Consider the following 21880-nt stretch of genomic DNA (forward strand, 5'->3'; position numbering starts at 1 on the left):
ACCATCGAAATCTTCTCATCGGAATGTCTCCACTAGACAGTTTCCGGGATGACTAAAACGCGAATCAAACTGTACATCACGATATTCCCAGCTCGTGCCCACTTGATATAACTTCCCTTTTTGCTTGTATAGCAGCGCCTCAAGCACGCCCGCATTGGTCTTTAGACTGATGCTTTTTTCATATTCACTCGTAAGTTCAAAACGCCCTTCATACCATCCACGCTGAGGATCATATAACTCTTTTACTAACGTCATTAATCGATCAGTGTAGTCGGTTTTCCATAGCACCCACATTTGAAACGCTACTCGAGTTGACACCAAAGCTAATTGGTCGTGAGAAGAACCATCTTCTGCAAGTGTTATCCAAGGCGTGCCGAGACCATAAATAGCGTCATAAACGAAATAAGGCTCGCCTGATACAACATGCTCTCCGCGCGCAGTGTAAATGCGTTCTTTTTCCCAACGTAGCTCTTGCACCTGATAAACGGCATCAGCCATTGCCGACAATGTCTCATTGGTATGAGTGGAATCACTCGAGCTATTATCGCTAATGTCATCCCAATTAAACTCTAACCCCATCCATAGATACGGTGTTGAATATACCGGGCGTAACACATTGAAAATTCGAGGATCTCGTCCATCAAAGATGATGTCTACGCCATAGAGTGTCGCTACATCATAAGGTTCGATATTAAATGCTTTTTCAGGGACGATATGCCAATCGAGATAACCGTAAGAGGTATATTCTTCGATACCTAAACGCCCTTCTTTGTAGGGGTGAACTTGCCCTTGATGTACCGCCGCACCGTAAAGCTCTCCGTCCTCACTGACCAATTTACAGAAATTCCAGCGCAGTACCGCCTTGTCGATGTACTCTGTAAATTCTGGTGAATGACGTTTTACAATCGAAAGCACAATCAATAATCGGCCAACATCAAGTGATGACCAACCAATATCTTGCGGCTGATTGCCATAGTTGACCATCTGACCGTGCTGAGTGCTGTACACTTTGTTTGGAACTTGCCCTTGGCTTAAAGGCATTTTGTTTAAGAATGACAACACGAGTGACAAACGTTCATCGTATTCTTTGTTAGTAATAAACTCGAACTCTCGAGCGGCCAATAAAGCGAGCAGATAATCCGCCAAACCTGACATGTTGGTTGTTGGGTAATTGTCTAAATTATTCACCAGTCCGGTTGAGAGCTGCGTATTGTTGCTAACATATTTCCACGCCGTCGCAGCCCACGCTAACTCCTCTTCGGTTAACGGGCCATGACGTCCTTGCCGCAACATCTGCGATTGGTTGAGAGCATCAATCCCATTATTGACGCCTTGGTAAACAACACCGCACGCAGACAAAATAAAGACAGACGCTAAAACAACGACACTTTTTAGCATTCAGAGCCTCTCTACTCTACTGGTTCAATTTTCTTACGAGGTAGACATTGTCCTTCATAGCCAAACGGTGATTCGAGCGCCTTTTCCCATAAGCTAGGAGGCGTATCTTCTTTATAAGTCAGCAACTTACCTTTTGTTTTATACAGTAGAATTTCTAACGTGATGCCATTGTTGTTCGAGGTAAAAGTATTAATAAGGCCGGTACCATTTTCAAAAATACCTTCGTAGAAGCCTTTTTCGCGATCGTAAGCAGTTGAAACATGATCAAACAGTAAATCGGTATATTCTGTATCCCAAAGAACCCACATACCCATCGCGCCTTTGATCGCGACTGCTGAAAACTGCGGTAAAAATTCACCCACTTCTGAAATTGTGTTCCATGCGAACCCATCGGTGTAGATGGTGTCATACACAAAGTATGGCGCACCCGCTAACTGGTGTTCGGTTCGAGCAGTAATAATACCGGTTTGTTTATATCGCTCTTCTTGCACTCGATAGATCTGCAGTGCAAACTCCGCCATCCATTCATGACTGTACTTGTTATCATGAGGGCTTCTATCCGAGACAACATCCCACCCCATTTCTATACCATCAAGCACATAACTTTCAGTTACAACGTAACTATGCGCTTTCAGTTTACGCGGGTCACGGGTGTCATAAGGGATGTCATAGCCAAACAAATTAATCGTGGAATATGGCTCGGGCATGAGCGCCTGAGTCACATCAAAGCCCCACAATTCGAAACCTTTTGCTGCATATTCTTCATAGCCTAAGCGACCTTCTTGAAGATATTGAACTTCTTTGCCTGGCTCGAGCAAGGCGCCAAACATGGTGCCGTTCTCATCAACAACATTACAGAAGTTCCAGCGAAGCACCACCTGGTCAATACTGGTCGCGAACTCTGGGTAGCGGTGCTTAATAATATGGAACCAAATCAGTAGTCGGCCGAGATCCAGCGCGGAATAACCAATCTCTCCCGGTTGGTTACCATAGTCTACTTTCGCTGCCGTCTGAGTATTGTAGGCTTTGTTAGGTAACTCACCCTTAAATAGATCCAACTGGTTCAATGTTGCCAAAAATCGCGTTAGTCGCTTATCCATCTCCTCTTTTTCGATGATTCCAAGCTCATACGCACTGACCATGCCCGCTAAATAAGATGCCGCATCCCACCAAGTTACCGATGGATAATTGTTTACCGCATTTACCAGCCCTGTTGATTCCTGATAGTTATTCTCGAAATACGTCCATGCAATTCGAGCCATATCCATTTCTTTTTCTGTCAATTCACCCGAGCGAGGCTTAGGAATTGTCCAGTGAGATTTTCGGTCGATAATCTCATCTGAAAATTGGTTATATTTGTTACCACACCCAACCAAAGCCAGTGTGATCAAACTTAAACAAATACCGCGCATATAACCTTCCTTAGTTATTGTTATTCTTTTCGCCTATGGTCAGTAGTGGTCCGTTTTCGATGTAAGCTAGGGATTCCAATACGATACCATTGGTATTAGCCGTAATAGCCTTGTTCGTTCTGCCGTCTGATTCATAACGACCTGAATACCAACCTTTTTTGGTTGAATGTAAATCGCGCGCTTCTTCAATTAAAAGTTCGGTATATTCCTCGTCGTACAACGCGTACCAACCAAATGCTGCTTTGGTTGATAGGGTTTTTAAGTGAGATTGATCTTTGCCATCGTCAGAGATTGCATTCCATTTTTTTCCATCAGAAAAAACCGTGTTGTAAACGAAGTAAGGGGCTTCATCGACGTTATCTTCACTCACCGCCGTAACAATACCGGTGTCTTTGTATCGACGTTGCTGAGCCTCATAAACTCGATGAGCAAAAATTTTAGATACGCTATCTGCTCCGAATTCAATACCATCTAGGATGTAAGATTCACTCACGACATAGTTGTGCGCATGATACTCTGCTGGATCACGTTTATCGGTTGGAATGTCGATACCATAAACATTCACCATCTCAAGAAAATCGATGTACTTCATTGAGTTGAAAACGTCACGCCCCATTAGCGCCAGCGATTTGGATGCATACTCTTCATAGCCAATACGCCCTTCTTGAACTAACTCCATTTCGCCATTGGAAGCCGGACGAGCACCAAACATATAGCCATCAATTAGCATTTCCCCAACGCGCCAATGAGTTAGCACATTGTTCACTTGCTGGTTAAACTCTGGATATTGCCAAATCAAAATATTCATTGGCACCAAAATGCGCCCAATATCAATCGCCGACCAACCGATACCGTTTTGCATGGGATTATTTTCATAATCCACCATTTCAAGTGTTTGGGTGTTGTAGGCTTTATTGGGCAGTTTTCCGTTAACCAATGGCAATCGAGCCAGTGTCGTCAACGCTTTTTCCATACGCATATCGAACTCATCTTGAGTCACGATATTTAGTTTTTCAGCCGCAATCAGCCCCATCAAATACGATGCGGTATCCCACATGGTCGTCGATGGATAACCATCCACTGAATTGACCAAGCCTGTATTTTCTTGATAGTTATTTTCAAAATATTGCCATGCGATGTTAGCCCCTCATATTCTTGAGTTGTAAGCACACGACTCTCTTTCAACGGAATAGATTCCGGAGCTTCAAAAGTGATGTTGCCAAGAACCAAACCGGTATGACGGCTTTCTATACCAAACGCAATCACCAATGCAGTTGCCAAGCCTAGAATAAATACGACATGGTGACGCGCATTGACTAACGCCTTCTTAAACTCCATATTTTAACTCCTCTGCATCCGTTTCTTCTTGCTCGCTTTCGTTACTCGGAGGTGGCGTCCAAAATGCTGCCGCCATCATGCCCCACATCGCCATCATGTTATTGATAATCCAGAACGTATTTAGTACCAACCCGCCATAAGAATAGTTGCCCCAACTACCTGTCTCATGCCCTATCCAAGCAAAAATAAGAGCAAACAAGCTGAGGAAAAACACTAACGATTGTGGGATAACCAACTTAAAGAAGTTGCCGGTTTGCCTCTCTTTAGGTGTGGTTGGAAAGCTGATTTTTCTTCCGCGCAGTACGGTCCATAACGCCCGCATATTGACTGGGAAAAAGGATAAGAAATTGGTCTTGCCCTTATAACCTGCAACGCCCCAAGTACCGACCATCATTGCCAGCTCAGCGGTCAATACATAAGGTAAGAAATGCAAATAGAAGGTAACGTCGTACGCACTTACTGGCGCTATCGATGTTAAGAAGTAGATAATTGGACACGCCAAGAAAATGATGTTCCAAATCGCTGATAGATTTGACCAGAAACTCGCGCCATACATCAGTTTCTGTTTGAGGTTCAGACCTTTACGAAAAATTGGGTTGTCATTCATAAAAATGTCTATCGAACCACCGGAGTATTTAAAACGTTGCACGGTCCAGGTTTGCAAATCTTGCGGCGATAGCATCTTACTTTCGACATTTGGATGCATCACAGAGCGCCAATTTCTTTCTTGATCGGAATGCAGCACAATTGAGGTATACAAGTCTTCTGATACGTGGAACTTATAAGGGGTAAATTCAGTATCAAACAAAATTTCATTGCGTAAGTTGTCTGAAACGGCTCTATCGACCTGCTTTTCTTTGGTCAAGCGGCGGATTTGGCGCTCAACTTCGTCTTGCTCTTTGGTGATCTGCTCGGCATAGGCGCGTAATGCCGCTTCCATTACCGCTTCACGGCGGTGAATAGAGCCAGCACCGCAACAAAATGATGCATTAACCCAGTTTCTGCGACGTTGAATTACGTCGTAGAACATTTGTGGGTCATTAACAAATGGGTCCTCACCAAGTGTTACCGGTCCATAGATTCGCTCAAAGCCTCTACCTAGTGGCGCAGCCCAACTGCCCAATTTTCGTTTTAGGAAAGCCGGTAAACGTTCGCCTTCAGGAAGGTCAAAGAACCATTGAGGGGTTTGCACCCACGCTACGTTTGGATCTCGGAAATAGCCAAGAGTGTTTTCTAAAATGCTTGGGAACGGGCGAGTATCAGCATCGCAAATAACCACGAAGTCACCATAGGTTTGTTCCATAGCGTTACGTAAGTTACCTGCTTTAAAGCCAATATTACCTTCACGGGTGATATAACCTACCCCCATCTCATCAGCCATGGCTTTCATTTCTGGGCGATTACCATCATCGAGAATATAGATATTGATATCTATCTCATGCGGGTAACGAATGTTCTTGGCGTCGATGATACTGAGCTTAACCAGATCCACTTCTTCGTCATAGCTTGGAAAGAACACATCGACCGCGATTGGCCTGTCTTCATCCGTTTCAGATACGCACTCTGCAAGCTTAAAAGGCGGTGCTTTCTTCGGTTCATCTTCAACTTTCCATAAGTTGTAGGTAAACAGCATTGAACCGATAAAGGCACAAGATTCAGCAAAGGCTAATGGCAACGAAAACCACAGAGCATCATAGTTTAGGGCAAATAGCCAACGCCACCATAAATACCATAAGCCTAGCGTCAAGTTACAGGTTGCAAGATATTGGTACAGCAACTCCCTTGGAATACTGTGAGGCACCGGCTCTGGGGGAACGCGATGCTCGTATTGCTTAAAATAGTGGTCCATCCTTCTACTCCAATATCTGACGTTGTCGTGCTTACATCTTTTGTATTTATCAGTGGTTGTCAGCCAACTCTTTCACCATCACGAAGGTATTTTTGTCGCCTTCTTGTTTCATCTCTACCGAATCCATCAAATTCGATACGATGATGAAACCACGGCCTGATGTCGTCCAAGTGCTTTCATCATTCGGATCAGGCTCGATGAACTCATTGCTCAATTTTGTTGCCAGCTCTTGTTGAGACATTGCTGAGCCACGATCCGAAATCGACAATTTCAACTGTGGTTGTTCATCCTTAAAGACCTCACACACCAACTCGATGGGTAAGCCTTCTTGTTCCTGATAGGCATGTAAAAACGCGTTATTCATGATTTCTACAATGCACAGCTCTACCTGAGACGAAAACTCCTGATCAATGCCAGCCATTGACCAAAAACCGTTGAGTTCATCGCAAGCCTCTCGTGAGGCGTTCAACGAACTAGGATACGTACCACCAAACCGCTTTATCGCGCTGTTGGTCATTTTCGCTTCCTTCTCACTTAAATAGATTTAATCCCATCGGTCGCACGACTTTTCGGATTAGGACGTAGATCTGTTAATCCATGATAATCACAATGTTCACCATCATGACCAATGCAGTAGCCACCAAATATCGTTTTCTCAGTGACGGCTGTTTTTTCATGTACATGAATGTTTTCAAAAATGAGTGAGTCTTGAATATAACTACCCGCATCTAACACGCAGTTGGCACCAATTAATGCTGGCCCTGAGATAGTAGCTGAATCGTCTATTTGGCAGCCGCTACCTATCACAACTGGCGGCTGAATATTACATTTGTCGAGGTCGACGACGGTATTAATACCTAGCCATACACCTGCACGCACTTGTGTTCCCGGAATTCGATAACCCGGCACTTTGCCTTGCAGAATGTCTCGAGTTACACTCCAAATATCATGAATTTGCCCTACGTCGAGCCACTGAAAACTCAGATCAACGGCATAGAAAGGCACATGCTTTTCAACTAACAGAGGGAATAATTCGCTACCAATATCAAACTCTTGGTCGGCTGGAATGTAGTCAAAGATCGCCGGTTCGAAAATGTAGATACCAGTGTTAATTTGCGTCGATAACGCTTCTTCTTTTGACGGCTTCTCTTGGAAACTGGTCACCTGCTTACGATTGTCCGTAACAACAACGCCGTATTTTTCAACATCATCCAAAAGCACGTTCTTGGTAATGATCGTTGCAATGCCACCTAGCTTTTTGTGCTGTTTAATCGCATCAGTTAAATCCAGGTCGATCCAAGCATCACCACAGACCACGACGAACGTTTCATCAAAAAATCCTGAGAACTGTTGGATTTTTTTCATCCCACCAGCAGAACCGAGCGCTTTACCGACGTATTCACCGTTGACGAGTTCACCCTCATAGGAATACGAAAGCTGCACACCGAAATGATGACCATCACCGAAATAGCCTTCGATCACCTCGGCTAAATGGCTTGTATTCACCATAATTTTAGAAATGTTGTGCTGTGCAAAGAGCTCAATCATGGATTCCATTACCGGTTTGCCAAGTATTGGAATCATTGGCTTCGGGATTGATTGCGTGATCGGGCGAACGCGCGTTCCTTTACCGGCAGCTAAGATCATTCCTTTCATTGCGATCTCCTTATTACGCGGCAGTGGTTAACGCAGTTTCGACGCTGTCATAAGTCTTAATCAAGCGATCCATGCGGGTTAATTTAAACAGATCTAGCACTGCTTTTTGTGGGCTAGCGACGCTAATACGCTTGTCTCTAAGCAGTTTGTACACGCCCATTACCGCGCCAAGACCACTGCTATCCATAAATTTCACCGCTTCAATATCAAGAACCAGATGTGGAGATAATTCACCTACAACCGCCTCAATTTGCGCTCTAAACTCAGGAGCTAACTTGGCATCAAAACGCTCTTCATTTATTCGAAGAACTGTGCTGTCGCCCTTCTGACTAATTTCATATCGCATAAGTTTTCTCCTTGCGTTGTTCCTTTCCATTCAGCCACCAGAAGGCTTACATCATCGTCAAAATTTTCAGTATTGCGCCAATCTTGAACCGATTTGACTAACATTGAGGTCTGTTGCTGAGTGGGGTATTTGTTGAGTGTTGCAATGGTTGAACGTAAACCATCTTCAGAAAATTGGTCATCGCCGTTATCTGCTTCAGTAATGCCATCTGAGTAGAACCAAACTCGATCGCCCGCTTCGAGTTGAATACTGTCTGCCTGATATTCGACACCATCAAAAGCACCTACCACGAAATTGTCATGGCCAACTAATTCAGTCTGGGTTTTATTCTCTCTATGCCAAACCAAAGGTGGATGCCCAGCGCAACAGTAAGAAAGTAACCCTGTTTTAATATTGAGCACCGCATAAATCATGGTGAAATAAAGGGCATTAGTCGATGCACTCGCATAGATTTGGTTTAGTCGATCAATAACCCCTTCCGGTGGGACAACTTGTGGCCCTTCATCAGTATGACGAAGGACTATCGATGCTTCACCGCTTAATAAAGAGAGACTTTGCTGCACTGAAAAAGACATTAACGCTGAAGAGACGCCATGCCCTGCCACATCAATTAAATAAAAGGCAACGTGGTCATTATCGAGCTGCATATAGCCCAACATGTCACCACCAATTTGCGCGCTTGGAATCGAAATATAACTAAGTTCTAAGAATGGGAAGTGCTTTTGCTTTGGTAAGATTTGCTGAATTAAATCGCCCGCCGATTCTAAATCTCTTTTAATGGTCTCATAAGCCGCATCAAGCTCAATGTTTTTTTGCACGACTTCGTTGTGCAGTGCGAGGGTTCTAAACCCTGCATGGATGCGCGCTTCTAACTCTTCCACTGATGTTTTTTTGTCAACAAAATCATCTGCACCGGCATCTATACCAGTGACGATCGAATCTTGATCATTTTTCGAGGAAAGTAAGACAAAAAAGATGTAGCGGCCAAACTCTCGCGCTTTTAACGTCTGGCATAATTCGATACCACTCATACCAGGCATTAACCAATCAGAAAGTACGAACTGTATGGAATCGCGCTCAGACAACACCTGTAGCGCTTCCTCGCCACTCAGTGCCGTGTAAACTTTGAATCCCTTCGACTTAAGCACCGAACTCATGAACACGAGTATGGTACGACTGTCGTCTACCAGAAGTATTTCCTTCATCCCTAGCCTTATGATTATTATTAGTTTTATTGCATTTGTTAGTTATTTTGTTTAAATAAAGATCTCATTGAAAATCAAATGAAAGCATTATTTAGCAAGCCTTATAAATTTAGGTTAGACTCAATCAGTAGCAATGCAAATAATTGTGTATATTTTTCTTTGTCTTACCTGAAAACATCGCTTTGCTCAAAGTCTTTTAATGCAGTTTACTTAACGTTATGGATGACGGAATTTGGGAAAGACGCAGTACTGGCCAAGCCTTCCACTAACACTCTGTTTCTGGGTGGGTTTTGTCTTTGCCGATGAATACCACGCCAATACCAGTCCACATGCCATAAAGCCATCTCAACATGTACTGACAACGTCTACTCTCTACCCTACTGCCCCAGATAGCAGTTTTGATGATGAACTCGATGAGATTTGGAAAGGCGTGAGTAGTTCGTTTGATTTTCCCTATCAAGAATGGGAAAACAGAACGTTTTTGGATGGTCTAAGTGGCAATATCGGTTACCACCACCCTTTAGCAGAAACCGAATCTGCCAATTTGCCCGCCGGAGCAACGAGCGGTCCTAGCAATACCAATATGACCTCTACCTTATCGCTGAAATACACCATCGCGGGTGCTTGGTTTATTTCAGGAACCGTGTACTACTATTGGGATCAAGACCAACAACAAGCATGGAACCCTGATTTCACCTACGTTTTTGGCTATAGCGATTGGCGCCCTTACACTTTTAGCTTGGTGTATTCCAATTATGGGGAACCGTTTTAATCCCGGCCCTGGTGAAAAGTAACAAATTTCAATCAGGGTACATGGGCGCTCGGGTGGAAATTTCTATTACCAATCCCGTCAAAGATTGGCTCACATTTACGCCCGAAGGCGCCATTGGCTGCCAAGTCGATTACAACTATACGCCCGAGTATTTTGACCTCGCCTCGATTTCGTATAAGACCTCACACCAAACTATCAGCTTAGGCTGCAAATATTCCATATTTGGGAATTGGTACGTGAACGGCACTGCATTTTACTATTTTGACAAATCACAGCAGCAGCCCTGGAACCCTGATTTTACCTATGGTTTTGGCTATTTTGATTGGCGCCCTGGCACCATTACTTTGCAATATAATAATTATTCTGGGAATCGCTGGCGCTCATCAGAACGAGGAAAAGACACTGGTCGCTTCAAAGATGGTGCAATTACCATCGCATATAGCTTCGTTTTAGTTTGATTTTATTAAAGAATTAAACTTTCGTGGCATTTATTCACTAGCCTACTAATCTTCTTAATATAAGAAAATATGCATCTGGCATCACATGTGCAATACACAGATTGCACATTAATCTAATTGGCTAGGAGAAGGCTCATGGAAGGAACAAAGCACGACGATATCATTACGGGGACTGGCGAAGATGATGCGGTAAACAGCCGCTCGGGTAACGACGATATCTCAACGTTGGGCGGCGATGACTTTGTCGCTGCAGGCGAAGGTAGCGATAACGTAAACGCTGGTGACGGTGCAGATACCGTGCTGGGTGATGTCGAATATGAACTGTCTGAAAGTGAAACTGCGCAAGAAAATAAAGATGATTCTTGGGGAGTGGCGGCGACTGTATATGAATACAACGCCTCTGAAGGCGAGAAATCTAGTCACTCTCTAAAACTCGATAACTTTGTCGTCAATCAAGCGGTTCAAACTTCAACTAGTGCTGGTGGATTCACTAGCGGTGAAGAAGTCACGATTGAAATCACTGATGAAAAAGGCAATGTGATTGCAACCGAACTCGCGACAGTAGACGAAAACGGTGCAATTAGCGTTAACATTGATATTCCAGAAAAAGACCTACCCGGTGATGGTAGCGTCATTCTCACCTTCTACGATCAAGAACAGAATCCTATTAGCAAAATTGAAGATATGGACGTGCAAGTTCGCAATATCTTCAACGACACCATCGATGGCGGCGCTGGCGATGACATTTTAAAAGGCCAGCAAGGTAACGACACAATTTTTGGAGGTGAAGGCAACGATTTCCTCGATGGCGACATCAATGACGATACCCTTTATGGTGGCGAAGGTGATGACGTTATTATCGGCGGCTCTGGCGATGATGCCTTATACGGCGATGAAGGCCATGATGTGCTGCTCGGTTCGGACGGCAATGACAAGCTTTATGGTGGGCTTGGCGATGACCTACTGATGGGTGAACTGGGTGATGATTACATTGAAGGTGGCGAAGGTCACGACACATTAATCGGTGACGATGGCACCGACACTCTGATTGGTGGTGATGGCCACGACAAACTGTTTGGTGGTAAAGGCCAAGACCTGCTCCAAGGCGATGCAGGCAATGATGAGTTACACGGCGAAGATGGTGACGACCGTATCATCGGTGGAGAAGGCAACGACTTCGTCCTTGGTGGTACCGGTGACGATACCATCAGTGGCGATGCTGGCGAAGATTTGCTGCTCGGCGGCGATGGCGATGATGTTGTAACCGGTGGCGATGGCCACGACGTCCTCGTTGGCGAACTGGGTGATGACCAACTTGATGGCGGCGAAGGCCATGACATCCTGTATGGTGATGTCGGTGACGATACGCTAACAGGTGGTTTAGGTAACGACCAATTGTATGGTGGTGAGGGTAACGACACCATCGATGGTGGCGAAGGTAACGATATTATTCACGCCAACGAAGGCATTGATATTATTACCGCCGGTGCTGGTGATGACCAAGTATTTGCGGGCAGTGGCGACGACATTATTACTACTGGCGAAGGAGCCGATACGGTTTATGGTGAAACGGGTCATAACACTATCGACTCTGGTCGTGGTGATGATACTGTCTACACCGATGCCGGAGATGACCAAATCACCACCGGCGAAGGTCACGATACCATCTTTGCTGGTGATGGCGCTAACACACTCCGCACTGGCGAAGGTGATGATTTAATGTACACAGGCTCCGGTGCAGACCAAATCACGACGGAGTCTGGAAACGACACCATTTTTGCCGGCGACGGTGATAACGTGATCGACTCTGGCGCTGATCATGACACCGTTTATGCAGGCAGTGGCGACGACACCGTAACGTTAGGCACTGGTCATGATAAAGCCTACACAGGCGACGGTTCAGATGTAATCTATGCCGGTGAAGGCAATGACCAAGTATTTGCTGGCGGTGGAAACGACCAACTGTTTGGCGAACAAGGTAACAATCAATTATTTGGTGAAGGCGGCGATGACCAACTCACCGCTGGCCTCAACGCGAGCGAGCTTTACGGCGGTTCCGGTCAAGATACACTTATCGGTTCTGAAGAGAGCGATAAGCTCTATGGCGGCGCTGACAACGACACTATTACCGCCAATGCTGGTGACGATATCATCGAAGGTAACGACGGCGATGATCAAATATCCGCAGGTATTGGTCACGATACAGTTTTTGGTGGTCAAGGCGATGACTACATTACTGGTGAAGAAGGCAACGACACCCTAATCGGCGACACCGGAGATGACACCATTTTAGGTGGCGAAGGTGACGATATTCTGGTCGGTGGTAAAGGTGCCGACATGCTCGATGGCGGCACAGGACGCAGCGAAATCTACGGTGAAGACGGCGATGACACGCTAATCAGTGCTGATCAAGATGACCTACTCTCTGGCGGTGCTGGCGATGATGTGATCACCTCCGGTTTAGGTGACGACACCATATTTGCAGGCGCTGGTACCGACAAAGTCGACTCAGGAGCCGGTAATGACACTGTCTATGGCGAGTCAGGCATCAACACCATTGAGACTGGTCTCGGTGACGATATCGTATACGGCGGTGTTGACACAGATACTATTTCAAGCGGCGAAGGCGTCGACCAAGTATTTGCTGGCGATGGTGCTGATACCATTGATGCGGGTGAAGGCGACGATCATATTGATGCGGGTGATGGCGATGACCTAGTCATGGGTGGCGCTGGTAACGATGCTCTATTTGGCGGCGCAGGCAACGATGAAATTATCGGTGGTGAGGGCTACGACTTTATTGCTGGTGGTGCGGGTAACGACACTATCCGTGACGACGGTCAAGACACTATTCTCGGAGAACAAGGCAACGATACCCTCTACGCCGCAGAAACGGGTAGCCATAACATCTTTGGTGGTGAGGGTAATGATACCCTAATCGGCAGCGATGTCGCTGATACTCTCTATGGTGGAGAAGATGCCGATACGATTACCGGCGGCGGTGGCGATGACGTTCTGTTTGCCGGAGACGGTGCCGACAAAGTAGACGCAGGCATCGGTGACGATACTGTCTATGGAGAAGCTGGCGATAACACCATCACACTCGGTGAAGGTAGCGATACACTCTATGGTGGTTCAGGGGCGGATACGGCAACTGGTGGTTTAGGCGATGACACCCTATCTGGCGCAGCGGGTAACGACAACCTTAGCGGTAATGAAGGCCAAGACCTTATTGATGCCGGTGAAGGTAACGATACTGTCTCTGGTGGTGATGACAATGACTTACTATTTGGCGGTGCAGGCAGCGACACCATGTATGGTGATGCGGGTGATGATGAGCTCTATTCTGGCACCGGAAATGACGCACTCTACGGAGGTTCTGGTCAAGATAAGCTGATTGGTGAAGGCGGCACAAATACCCTATCAGGCGGCACTGATGATGACATTCTCCTTGGTGGTAGCGGTGCAGATACCCTACTCGGCGGCGAAGGCGATGACTATATCGAAGATGAGTCTGATAACAACACCGTCGATGGTGGCGAAGGCCAAGACACCATTAAACTTGCTGGTGCGAATAACACTGTAGACGGTGGCTTGGGCGATGACATCATTGAATCGACTGGAGCCGGCTCGAGTACCATTGATGGCGGTGAAGGCGATGATCAACTCAAAGCTTCTGGCGATAATAATACCCTACTTGGTGGCCTTGGTAACGACACGATTCAAGTATCCGGCAGTGGCTACAACCAAATCGATGGTGGCGACGGCGACGATACAATCTCTGCGCAAGGTGGCACCAACAAAATCTCTGGCGGCGTGGGTAATGACGCTATCACGGTTGCAAGCGGAACCAATACCATTGACGGTGGCGAAGGTAACGACCAAATCACAACCGGTAGTGGTGTTGATGTGCTCTACGGTGATGTTGGCCAAGATACGCTGAGTTCCGGTGACGGTAGCGACACCCTTTATGGCGGTGCCGATAACGATAAATTGTATGGTGGTTCTGGTGATGACAACCTACAAGGTGGTGACGGCAACGATTCAATGTGGGGCCAAAACGATCAAGATACTCTTACGGGTGGCCTAGGTAATGACTACATCTCCGGTGGCTCAGGTAACGACACTCTCTATGGTGACGAAGGTAATGACACCCTACGAGGCGACTCAGGTGAAGATACTCTTTGGGGTGGCTCAGGCGATGATAACGTAAGTGGTGGCGGCTCAGCCGATACCCTATATGGCGAAGATGGCGACGATACGTTGTCGGGCAATGGAGGCAACGATATGCTTTATGGTGCGGAAGGTGACGATAAAATCAGCGGAGGCTCAGGCGAAGACTACGTTTCCGGTGGTGAAGGTAACGATAAACTGAGCGGTAACGACAATGCGGATACACTAGATGGCGGTATCGGTGACGACAGTCTTTCCGGTGATGCGGGTGACGATACCTTGTTTGGCCAAACTGGTAATGACTTACTTGATGGTGGTTCAGGTATTGACCAACTATTTGGTGGTGCAGGTAACGACACTTTAGTCTTTGATGCCGATGAAATTACCAATAGCGAAGGCAATATGGTCCACTTTAGTGGCGGTTCAGATTTTGACGTCCTGCTAGTCGGTGATGATAACCAAAGCAATATGATTGACATGAGCCACAATGCGTTCCAAGAACTTGAAGGGGTGCATATCAACTCAAGCGATACCGAATTGGCCTTGGCACTGGATAAGATCGCCGCAAATAATACTGCGGGCGAAACCGCTGGACAGTTTGTCTGTACCGGTGCAAGCAGCATTGATCTGAGTGGTTGGGGCTGGCATCTAACTGAGAGCAATATCGAGATGAGCGACTCGCTACAAACTATCTATCAAGCGAGCAATATCGATACCGGTTCACTCTACGGCTACCGCTTTGAAAACGACGCAGGCCAAGAAGTGGTACTATGGAGTGATCTAGATAGCGCAGATATCCACTTCCCTGATACCAACGAAGTTTAACTGTTAGCAAAAATAGAAATAATACTAAAGCCCACTACTGTGGGCTTTTTGTATTTCGAAACGAGTTAACGCCTATTCAAGTATCTCTTAGAGGTTCAATTAAGATAAGAATTTATTAACTGGACTTTATCTAGTTCTCCACGAGAATTAGCGTAAAACAGAGCCGTTTTACCGGAGTTATTTTTGTGAGTTGGGTTCGCACCATACATCAATAACACTTTCATCGTTGAATACCCTTCCGCTTCCATTGCATGAGTTAATAAAGGGGTATTACCTACACTATCCTCAATCTCAATATTCGCCCCCAACTGAATCAATAATTCCGCGACATCAGGATAACCAGCAATGTGCAAAGGAGTTATTCCATCGTTATTTTGTTCATTAATATTAATACCAGCATTGACGAGGAACGCGATAACTTGGTGATTATCTTCTGTCACCGCTAGATGCAACGCATTGAACCCGTATTCGTCTTTATGACTGGTGATAGAAGGATCCGTTTTAGCGCTAGCAAATCACCATATTGTGCTAATTCGAAGTATATTTCCGTATTAGATTTGGCTACAGACATTGTGCAGATTAACAAGCACATATACACAACTAAAAATCGCATTTTGCTATTCTTCCTTGGAACAATCAATGATCAAAAATTATTGATGAAGATATAACATGAGACAAACCGCTCTCAATACACTTTTAGTTCAGATTTATTATCGACACATACAAATAAGGCTGGTTATTACCACCAGCCTTGAGAAATAAGTCTATTTAAACTGACCCCGTCATACCAACTGCTTATAACACTTTATTCCGCATTTAGGGCAGTTGTAGTCGTGTCTATCCACTTTTGCTGCGCAGTGTGGACAATAGCCATGCCGCCTATCTTGACTGAACAATATTAAAATCAAGCCAATTGGACCTAATACGTAGCCCAGCAAAATCCCTGCAACGGTGTTCTTTTTGTGATATCCCACTAGTGCAGAAAGCAGCATAAAAAATCCGTAGAAGCTAAGCCAAAACACCATATTATCGCTCATCACACTTCCCTCATCGCCTTACTAACACCACTCACAATCGGACTCACGAGATAATCCCACAATGTTCGCTCTTCACCCAAAATCAATACTTCGGTAAGCATGCCTGGGTAGAGCTCCACGCCATGGTTCTCAACCAAATTATTAATCGCATCGGCATCAAAGCGAATCTTAACCAAATAGCCTTGTGTGCTTTGTTCATCACCACCTTGAACGACTCGGTCAGCGGATACATGTAATACTTCTCCTTCAACCGGAGGGGTATTTCTTGCGCTGTATGCTGTCAAGCGAACTCGTGCGTTTAGACCCGGTCGTACAACATCGATATCTTTTGGTGACACCACAGCCTCAACGATCAATTCATCACTGTCTGGCACTATCTCCATCAGAATTTGCCCCGGCTTTATTACCCCACCAATACTGGCGATGTTCATACCGACGACTTTGCCCGCAAACTCGCTACGAATTAATACCCGTTCACGAATGTCTAGCGCAGTAGTAATCAATTGCTGCACATCGCGCAGCTCATCATTTACGGCTTTTAACTGGCTAGAGTATTCTCTTTTGAGTTCCAATAATTGATTCTGGTGGCTCTGATGTAACGATTCTAATTCTTGAGAAGTCACATCTATTGTCAGGGAGATTTCCGCTAGCTCTGCATCAACTCGCGCTTTATGTCGCAACAGCTCAAGCATACGAGTTTTCGATACATACCCTTTGTCCACCAGCCCTTGTGTCATCGTGACTTCTTGCTGAACCAGATCACGTTGCGTTGTCACAGCGCGTTTTTGAAATTGGTTACCTTTGATTTTTTCTTGATACAAAGACATACGTTGCTGATATTGAGATTCCAGTAGCTGCTGTCTCAATATAGCTTGTTCAAACTGAACATTTTCACTGCGCAACAAGGCTTCAATGATCAAGCTTTCGTCACTCTCAGTTAAACGCTGTGGCCAATTAATTTGCTTCTGCTCTTCAGCCAAAGCCATCAGCCTTGCTTGTTGAGCTAACAAGGAATAACTGCGATATAAAAATCGACGATAGTCCGCTTCCGCTTTGGTGTCGGATAGCTCAATCAATGGCTGCCCTATTTCAACTTGCTGACCTTCCTGAACAAAAACCTGCTTAACCCAACCGCCTTGAAGATGCTGAATTTGTTTCCGCTTGCTCTCGACAACCAAACTCCCCTGTGCAACCGATGCAGAGCTGAGCGCCATCGTCATTGACCAAGTGAGAAATCCTCCCACTGTCAGCACCATGACTAAGCTGCCGATTATAATTAGACGTTTTGTACTAAAAGCTTCCATATAACGCCTCCTTAAGCGGTCTTAACATTTGATTTTGGTAAGTCTTCAGACTCAAGATGTAACCCCAAAAACTGCTCACAGGTTCCCGCTTTTTCGACCTTGCCTTCGTTTAGCTTAATGACCCAATCCATTTGACGTAAAAATCCGGGACGATGACTGATCATCACCACAGTGATCTTATTTTCTTTGCAATGCTGCAGCACGATAGCCAGTGCCGTCTCCCCTTCAGGATCGAGGTTAGAATTTGGTTCATCCAGTACTAATACTCGTGGATTTGAATAGATTGCTCTTGCAAGGCCAATGCGTTGTTTTTGTCCACCAGAAAGCAGCACGCCACCCTCACCGATGTAGGTGTCATACCCTTCCGGTAGTGCCATGATCAATTCGTGGATACAGGCCAGTTTGGCCGCATTAACGACAGCCTCATCATCACCTTCAGTGAATCGACAAATGTTCTGCTTTACAGTTCCTGCAAGTAACCCGACATGTTGTGGCAAATATCCGATGTATTGACCAAATTGATTTAAATCCCATTTTTCAATACTCGCACCATCGATCATGATCTCGCCCATTGTCGGTTGATAGACCCCATCAATAAGCCTGCCAACGTTGATTTCCCTGAACCTGAATTTCCCATAACCGCTAAAGCATTACCGGCACCAAGTTTAAAACTAAGCCCCTGAATGGTTGGTTTTCTCGCCATGGGGAATTTTAGGCTGACATTAGTAAACTGAATTTCACCTTTGGGTTTCGGCAATAAGGTTTTCGTCACTGACTCGTCGGCGATAGCGATAAAATTGAGGCTCTGCCACGCTTTAAAGGCGCTGTACCACGATTTCCATCCACTCACTGCACTCTCAAACGGACTTAAAACACGCCCGATTAAAATTGAACTCGCAATCACTGCACCAATACCAATTTGCTGCTGCAGGGCGAGTACCACGCCGCAGGTCAAAACCGCCACTTGCAGCAAAGTACGAAAGTAGCGACTAATCGCCAAAAGAAGTCCGGCTCGGGAATTCACCTTCCATTGAAGGTTGAGTACTTGTTCATTCTTTTCATGCCAAGCCTTACCGACATTTTCGCTCATCCCCATCGCTTTTAACGTCGGTGCATTTCGCAGATAATCATTGAGCTCCATACTTACTTTAGCCGTTGTCTCTTGAGCGACAGAGCTCATCTGTCTTCCCCCAAGCATCATAAACAAGGCTAACGTCGCGAAGATCACAACGCCGACCAATGCAACAACACCGATGTATGGGTGAAAAGCAAACAACAACAGAAGAAACAGAGGAGTAAACGGAAGATCTAAAATCGAACTGGTTGAGGGTGAAACAAGAAAGTTACGCAGCGTTGTTAAATTTTGCAGTGCGTTTTTTTCAATACGATTTGTTCGAGACGAAGCGGCAATACTTTTTGCTAACAGATCACCACTTAAAGTGGCATCAAGCTTTAATGCAGAGCGCTGCATAAGCATGGTTCTGACATGTTCTAGCACGGCTTGTGAGGTAACCAAAAATAACGTTATGACTAATAATGCGATTAATGTTTCGATGCTTGCACTGCCCATTACTCGGTCAAACAGTTGTAAGCTGTATATCGGAACAGCAAGCACTAATAAATTAATACCAAAACTAAATACGATCGCCGCCCACACTTCCTTGCGCACGGCATCAAAAGGATTCCGAATTCTTTGGTCCATTCTCAAGCCAACTTTGTTGCATATAATTATATAGTTGAGTATAGACAGTGATTTGAACATGTACCTAAATGGAACGTGTAAAACCTATTTACTGATATAAATTACCTTCACACGCTCTGATATGGCTAGACGAGATGATATTGCTCGCTGATATCAAATCCATCCCCCGTCCCTCGGTGGCTTTCTTTGATTACCCAATTTATCGGGTTTCTTACCCAAGGCTGAGGATCGTTGAAAGAAAATTTGTTCACCACTCTAACCGCAACAACATCTAAACCAATCTCTTTACAGGTAGCAACGCAACGTTTGGCATGCCACGCTTGAGCGACAACCACCACCTTACTCCTTTGCATTATCCGCTTAGCTTTTTTTGCCACATCAGATGTCGTTTGATAAAAGTCATCCTCAATCGCGACGCATGGGCTATTTGAAACATGAGAAGCGACTTCCACTTGTAAACACAAAGGTAACGTGGGAATTGAAACATGAATATTCTCGACCACGTTTGCCAGCAGCTGATTAACCACCTTTCCATCTCCAAATGAAAATGCGATTAGGAAATCCGCATGATTCAAATCGCCACTGTCGCCGATAAACAGCGTCTGCGTATTGATATAATCTAGCACTCTCGCTTTACCTGAATCATCTAATACATAGTCAGAATAGGCGTATTCGTAATTGAGATTTTCTTGCCCGTCAGCGAGGAATTCGAATGGTGACGTATAGCCTAAACCACACGTAAATTTTTGGAAAATATGCATCTTAAATCCACTGAGTGTACTATTTACAATAATAGCAATTACTTGGGATACCGATACTCAAATCAAACTTTCGGCGATAAACTCACTGCTTAAACCGCTTAAATTAGCAAAAGGTAAATCTTGTATTATCATTACCTTAGACTAAATCATGTTTGGATACGTTGCCTGAATGGACCGCCCTCACCGCCTTTTTATGATGATCTTTGCTTGCATAGGCATCGCTGGCTATGTGAGTGCAAATGCGGATGAAAGTCATCCAGAGCAACCTGAAGCCGTGAGTTTTATGGACAGCGTGGAATTTCAACCCCGCAAAACAAACCCAAAACCGAAACACAATATTATCGCCGTGCGATTGCGCCTGCTATTCCGAGAGAGTCCGAAGTCACGCCCACTAATTCGATTATTGACGCGTTCACAAAAGCTGAATTTATATATCCATTAACTCGCAACGAATTGCTGTTGGCAAAAAAAGCGCAATTCTATTTTGAACGTAATTACCGTGAACGCACTGGGTTTTGGGATTCGGTACAGGGTTACCCGCATACCACGATGTGGGATATTGCCAGTGGCATTGCGGCCACACTCGCCCTAGAGGGGCTTGAGCTAACAGAACGCGAAGAGACTAAGCGCAATTTAGCCCGCACGCTGAAAAGCTTAAACGCGTTACCTTTGTATAGGAATACCCTGCCCAATAGAGAGTACAGCACCAAGACAGCGCTGCCCTCCGGCCGTTTAAGTGACACGATAACCAATGGCAATGGCTGGTCAGCACTCGATATTGGCCGCTTGCTTATCTGGCTGAAAATTCTCACCCAGCAACATCCCGAATTTATACCTGACGTTGAGCAACTCACGAATAAATGGCAATTGGATAAAGCGGTTCATAACGGCACGCTATATGGAACTAATTACTACAAAGGAAAAGAGTATTACCGTCAGGAAGGTCGCAATGGCTATCTACAATATGCCTCTCGCGGATTTGAAATGTTTGACTATCGGTTACCTCATCCGAATTTAGAACAATACCTATTGAATGTAGAAATTTCAGGTACCTCAATATCGACTGATACGAGAAACGTTCCGTTTCTTACCAGTGATCCTTATGTCCTCGCTAGTATTGAGTTTGGACGCGATGACGCGTGGAATCAGGTCGATAACTTTTATGACTTACATCGCTCTCATTCCGAGAAAAATGGCAAACTCTATAGTTATGCAGAAGATGCGATGAATAAAAACCCTTGGTTTGCGTACAACAATCTCTATTATTACGGCAAGCCTTGGACGAGCGTTAGTCCAAGTGGAAAGACCATCGAAAATCCACAAATTTTTAGTCACAAAGTCGCCTTTGGATATAGTGTTCTATTTGATGATTCTTTCAGCCAACAGCTGTTCGATGCCGTTTTAGATAACAGCCTTCACTCCCGTAGCATTCCTACCGGCCAATATGAGAATGGCGGAATGAACACGGCATTTAATATCAATACCAACTCATTGATTTTGGTTGCGTTGTGGTACAAGCAAAATGGTCAAAAGCCTATTTACCAGCCTAAAATCCCAACAAGTAGTCATCCTGTCGTCACTAACCTTGATATAGAGCCTTGAGCCACGAACAAGCATTGACTACAATGGCGCACTTTTTACTGA

The 21880-nt window shown here is 45.2% G+C and carries 16 protein-coding genes and 1 pseudogene; 4 read left to right on the forward strand and 13 right to left on the reverse strand.

The genetic code is table 11. The annotated features are described in order from the left end of the window. Positions 1-15 precede the first annotated feature (15 nt). Genes Vt282_RS07310 through Vt282_RS07345 form a run of 9 tightly spaced genes read right to left on the reverse strand, consistent with a single transcriptional unit; the run spans position 16 to position 9204 of the window. A complete protein-coding gene (locus Vt282_RS07310; RefSeq protein WP_162062997.1) occupies positions 16-1398 on the reverse strand; it encodes a DUF3131 domain-containing protein in 1383 nt (460 codons plus the stop codon). An 11-nt stretch (positions 1399-1409) separates the two neighbouring features. Continuing rightward, positions 1410-2810, reverse strand: coding sequence for a DUF3131 domain-containing protein (locus Vt282_RS07315; protein ID WP_162062998.1), 1401 nt, complete (start codon positions 2808-2810; stop codon positions 1410-1412). 10 nt (positions 2811-2820) lie between these two features. After that, positions 2821-3903, reverse strand: a complete 1083-nt coding sequence (locus tag Vt282_RS07320; RefSeq protein ID WP_232055026.1) for a DUF3131 domain-containing protein — start codon at positions 3901-3903, stop codon at positions 2821-2823. Further along, positions 3843-4148 (reverse strand): hypothetical protein, encoded by a 306-nt coding sequence (locus Vt282_RS20595; protein ID WP_232055027.1) that lies wholly within the window; start codon positions 4146-4148, stop codon positions 3843-3845. The genes Vt282_RS07320 and Vt282_RS20595 overlap by 61 nt, the downstream gene beginning before the upstream one ends. Next, the gene (locus tag Vt282_RS07325) at positions 4138-5997 is read right to left on the reverse strand and encodes a glycosyltransferase family 2 protein (RefSeq protein ID WP_162062999.1); all 1860 of its coding nucleotides are present in this window, start codon (positions 5995-5997) and stop codon (positions 4138-4140) included. Before Vt282_RS07325 ends, Vt282_RS20595 begins: the two co-directional genes overlap by 11 nt. Positions 5998-6046: 49 nt before the next feature. After that, positions 6047-6514, reverse strand: coding sequence for an ATP-binding protein (locus tag Vt282_RS07330; protein ID WP_162063000.1), 468 nt, complete (start codon positions 6512-6514; stop codon positions 6047-6049). Between the two features lie 17 nt (positions 6515-6531). Next, entirely contained in the window at positions 6532-7653 is a 1122-nt protein-coding gene (locus tag Vt282_RS07335) for a sugar phosphate nucleotidyltransferase (RefSeq protein ID WP_162063001.1), read from the reverse strand. 13 nt (positions 7654-7666) lie between these two features. Beyond that, positions 7667-7999 carry an STAS domain-containing protein gene (locus Vt282_RS07340; RefSeq protein ID WP_162063002.1) on the reverse strand — a complete coding sequence of 111 codons (333 nt, stop codon included), beginning with the start codon at positions 7997-7999 and terminating at the stop codon, positions 7667-7669. After that, positions 7951-9204 carry a PP2C family protein-serine/threonine phosphatase gene (locus Vt282_RS07345; protein WP_162046292.1) on the reverse strand — a complete coding sequence of 418 codons (1254 nt, stop codon included), beginning with the start codon at positions 9202-9204 and terminating at the stop codon, positions 7951-7953. Before Vt282_RS07345 ends, Vt282_RS07340 begins: the two co-directional genes overlap by 49 nt. Before the next feature lie 232 nt (positions 9205-9436). Here Vt282_RS07345 and Vt282_RS20600 point away from each other — a divergent pair, with 232 nt between their 5' ends. From Vt282_RS20600 to Vt282_RS07355, 3 genes are all read left to right on the forward strand, one after another. Next, a complete protein-coding gene (locus tag Vt282_RS20600; RefSeq protein ID WP_232055028.1) occupies positions 9437-9976 on the forward strand; it encodes a hypothetical protein in 540 nt (179 codons plus the stop codon). 53 nt (positions 9977-10029) lie between these two features. Next, on the forward strand, positions 10030-10434 hold the full coding sequence (locus Vt282_RS20605) for a hypothetical protein (protein WP_232055029.1): 405 nt from the start codon (positions 10030-10032) through the stop codon (positions 10432-10434). A gap of 135 nt (positions 10435-10569) precedes the next feature. Further along, positions 10570-15432 (forward strand): beta strand repeat-containing protein, encoded by a 4863-nt coding sequence (locus Vt282_RS07355; protein ID WP_162063003.1) that lies wholly within the window; start codon positions 10570-10572, stop codon positions 15430-15432. A 95-nt stretch (positions 15433-15527) separates the two neighbouring features. Here Vt282_RS07355 and Vt282_RS07360 read toward each other — a convergent pair whose 3' ends face one another. The 4 genes and pseudogenes from Vt282_RS07360 to Vt282_RS07380 all read right to left on the reverse strand — a co-directional run bounded on the left by Vt282_RS07360 (position 15528) and on the right by Vt282_RS07380 (position 20236). Then, positions 15528-15920, reverse strand: coding sequence for an ankyrin repeat domain-containing protein (locus Vt282_RS07360; protein WP_269472615.1), 393 nt, complete (start codon positions 15918-15920; stop codon positions 15528-15530). A 548-nt stretch (positions 15921-16468) separates the two neighbouring features. Beyond that, positions 16469-17773 carry an HlyD family type I secretion periplasmic adaptor subunit gene (locus Vt282_RS07370; RefSeq protein WP_162063006.1) on the reverse strand — a complete coding sequence of 435 codons (1305 nt, stop codon included), beginning with the start codon at positions 17771-17773 and terminating at the stop codon, positions 16469-16471. 11 nt (positions 17774-17784) lie between these two features. Continuing rightward, positions 17785-19535 (reverse strand): annotated as a pseudogene (locus Vt282_RS21710) (type I secretion system permease/ATPase). A gap of 65 nt (positions 19536-19600) precedes the next feature. Continuing rightward, positions 19601-20236 carry a YdcF family protein gene (locus Vt282_RS07380; RefSeq protein ID WP_162063007.1) on the reverse strand — a complete coding sequence of 212 codons (636 nt, stop codon included), beginning with the start codon at positions 20234-20236 and terminating at the stop codon, positions 19601-19603. Between the two features lie 459 nt (positions 20237-20695). Between Vt282_RS07380 and Vt282_RS07385 the strand changes: the two genes are divergently transcribed. Next, positions 20696-21838 (forward strand): DUF3131 domain-containing protein, encoded by a 1143-nt coding sequence (locus Vt282_RS07385; protein WP_232055030.1) that lies wholly within the window; start codon positions 20696-20698, stop codon positions 21836-21838. The last annotated feature ends 42 nt before the right edge of the window (positions 21839-21880 follow it).

The sequence above is a fragment of the Vibrio taketomensis genome (assembly GCF_009938165.1).
GTDB lineage: Bacteria > Pseudomonadota > Gammaproteobacteria > Enterobacterales > Vibrionaceae > Vibrio > Vibrio taketomensis.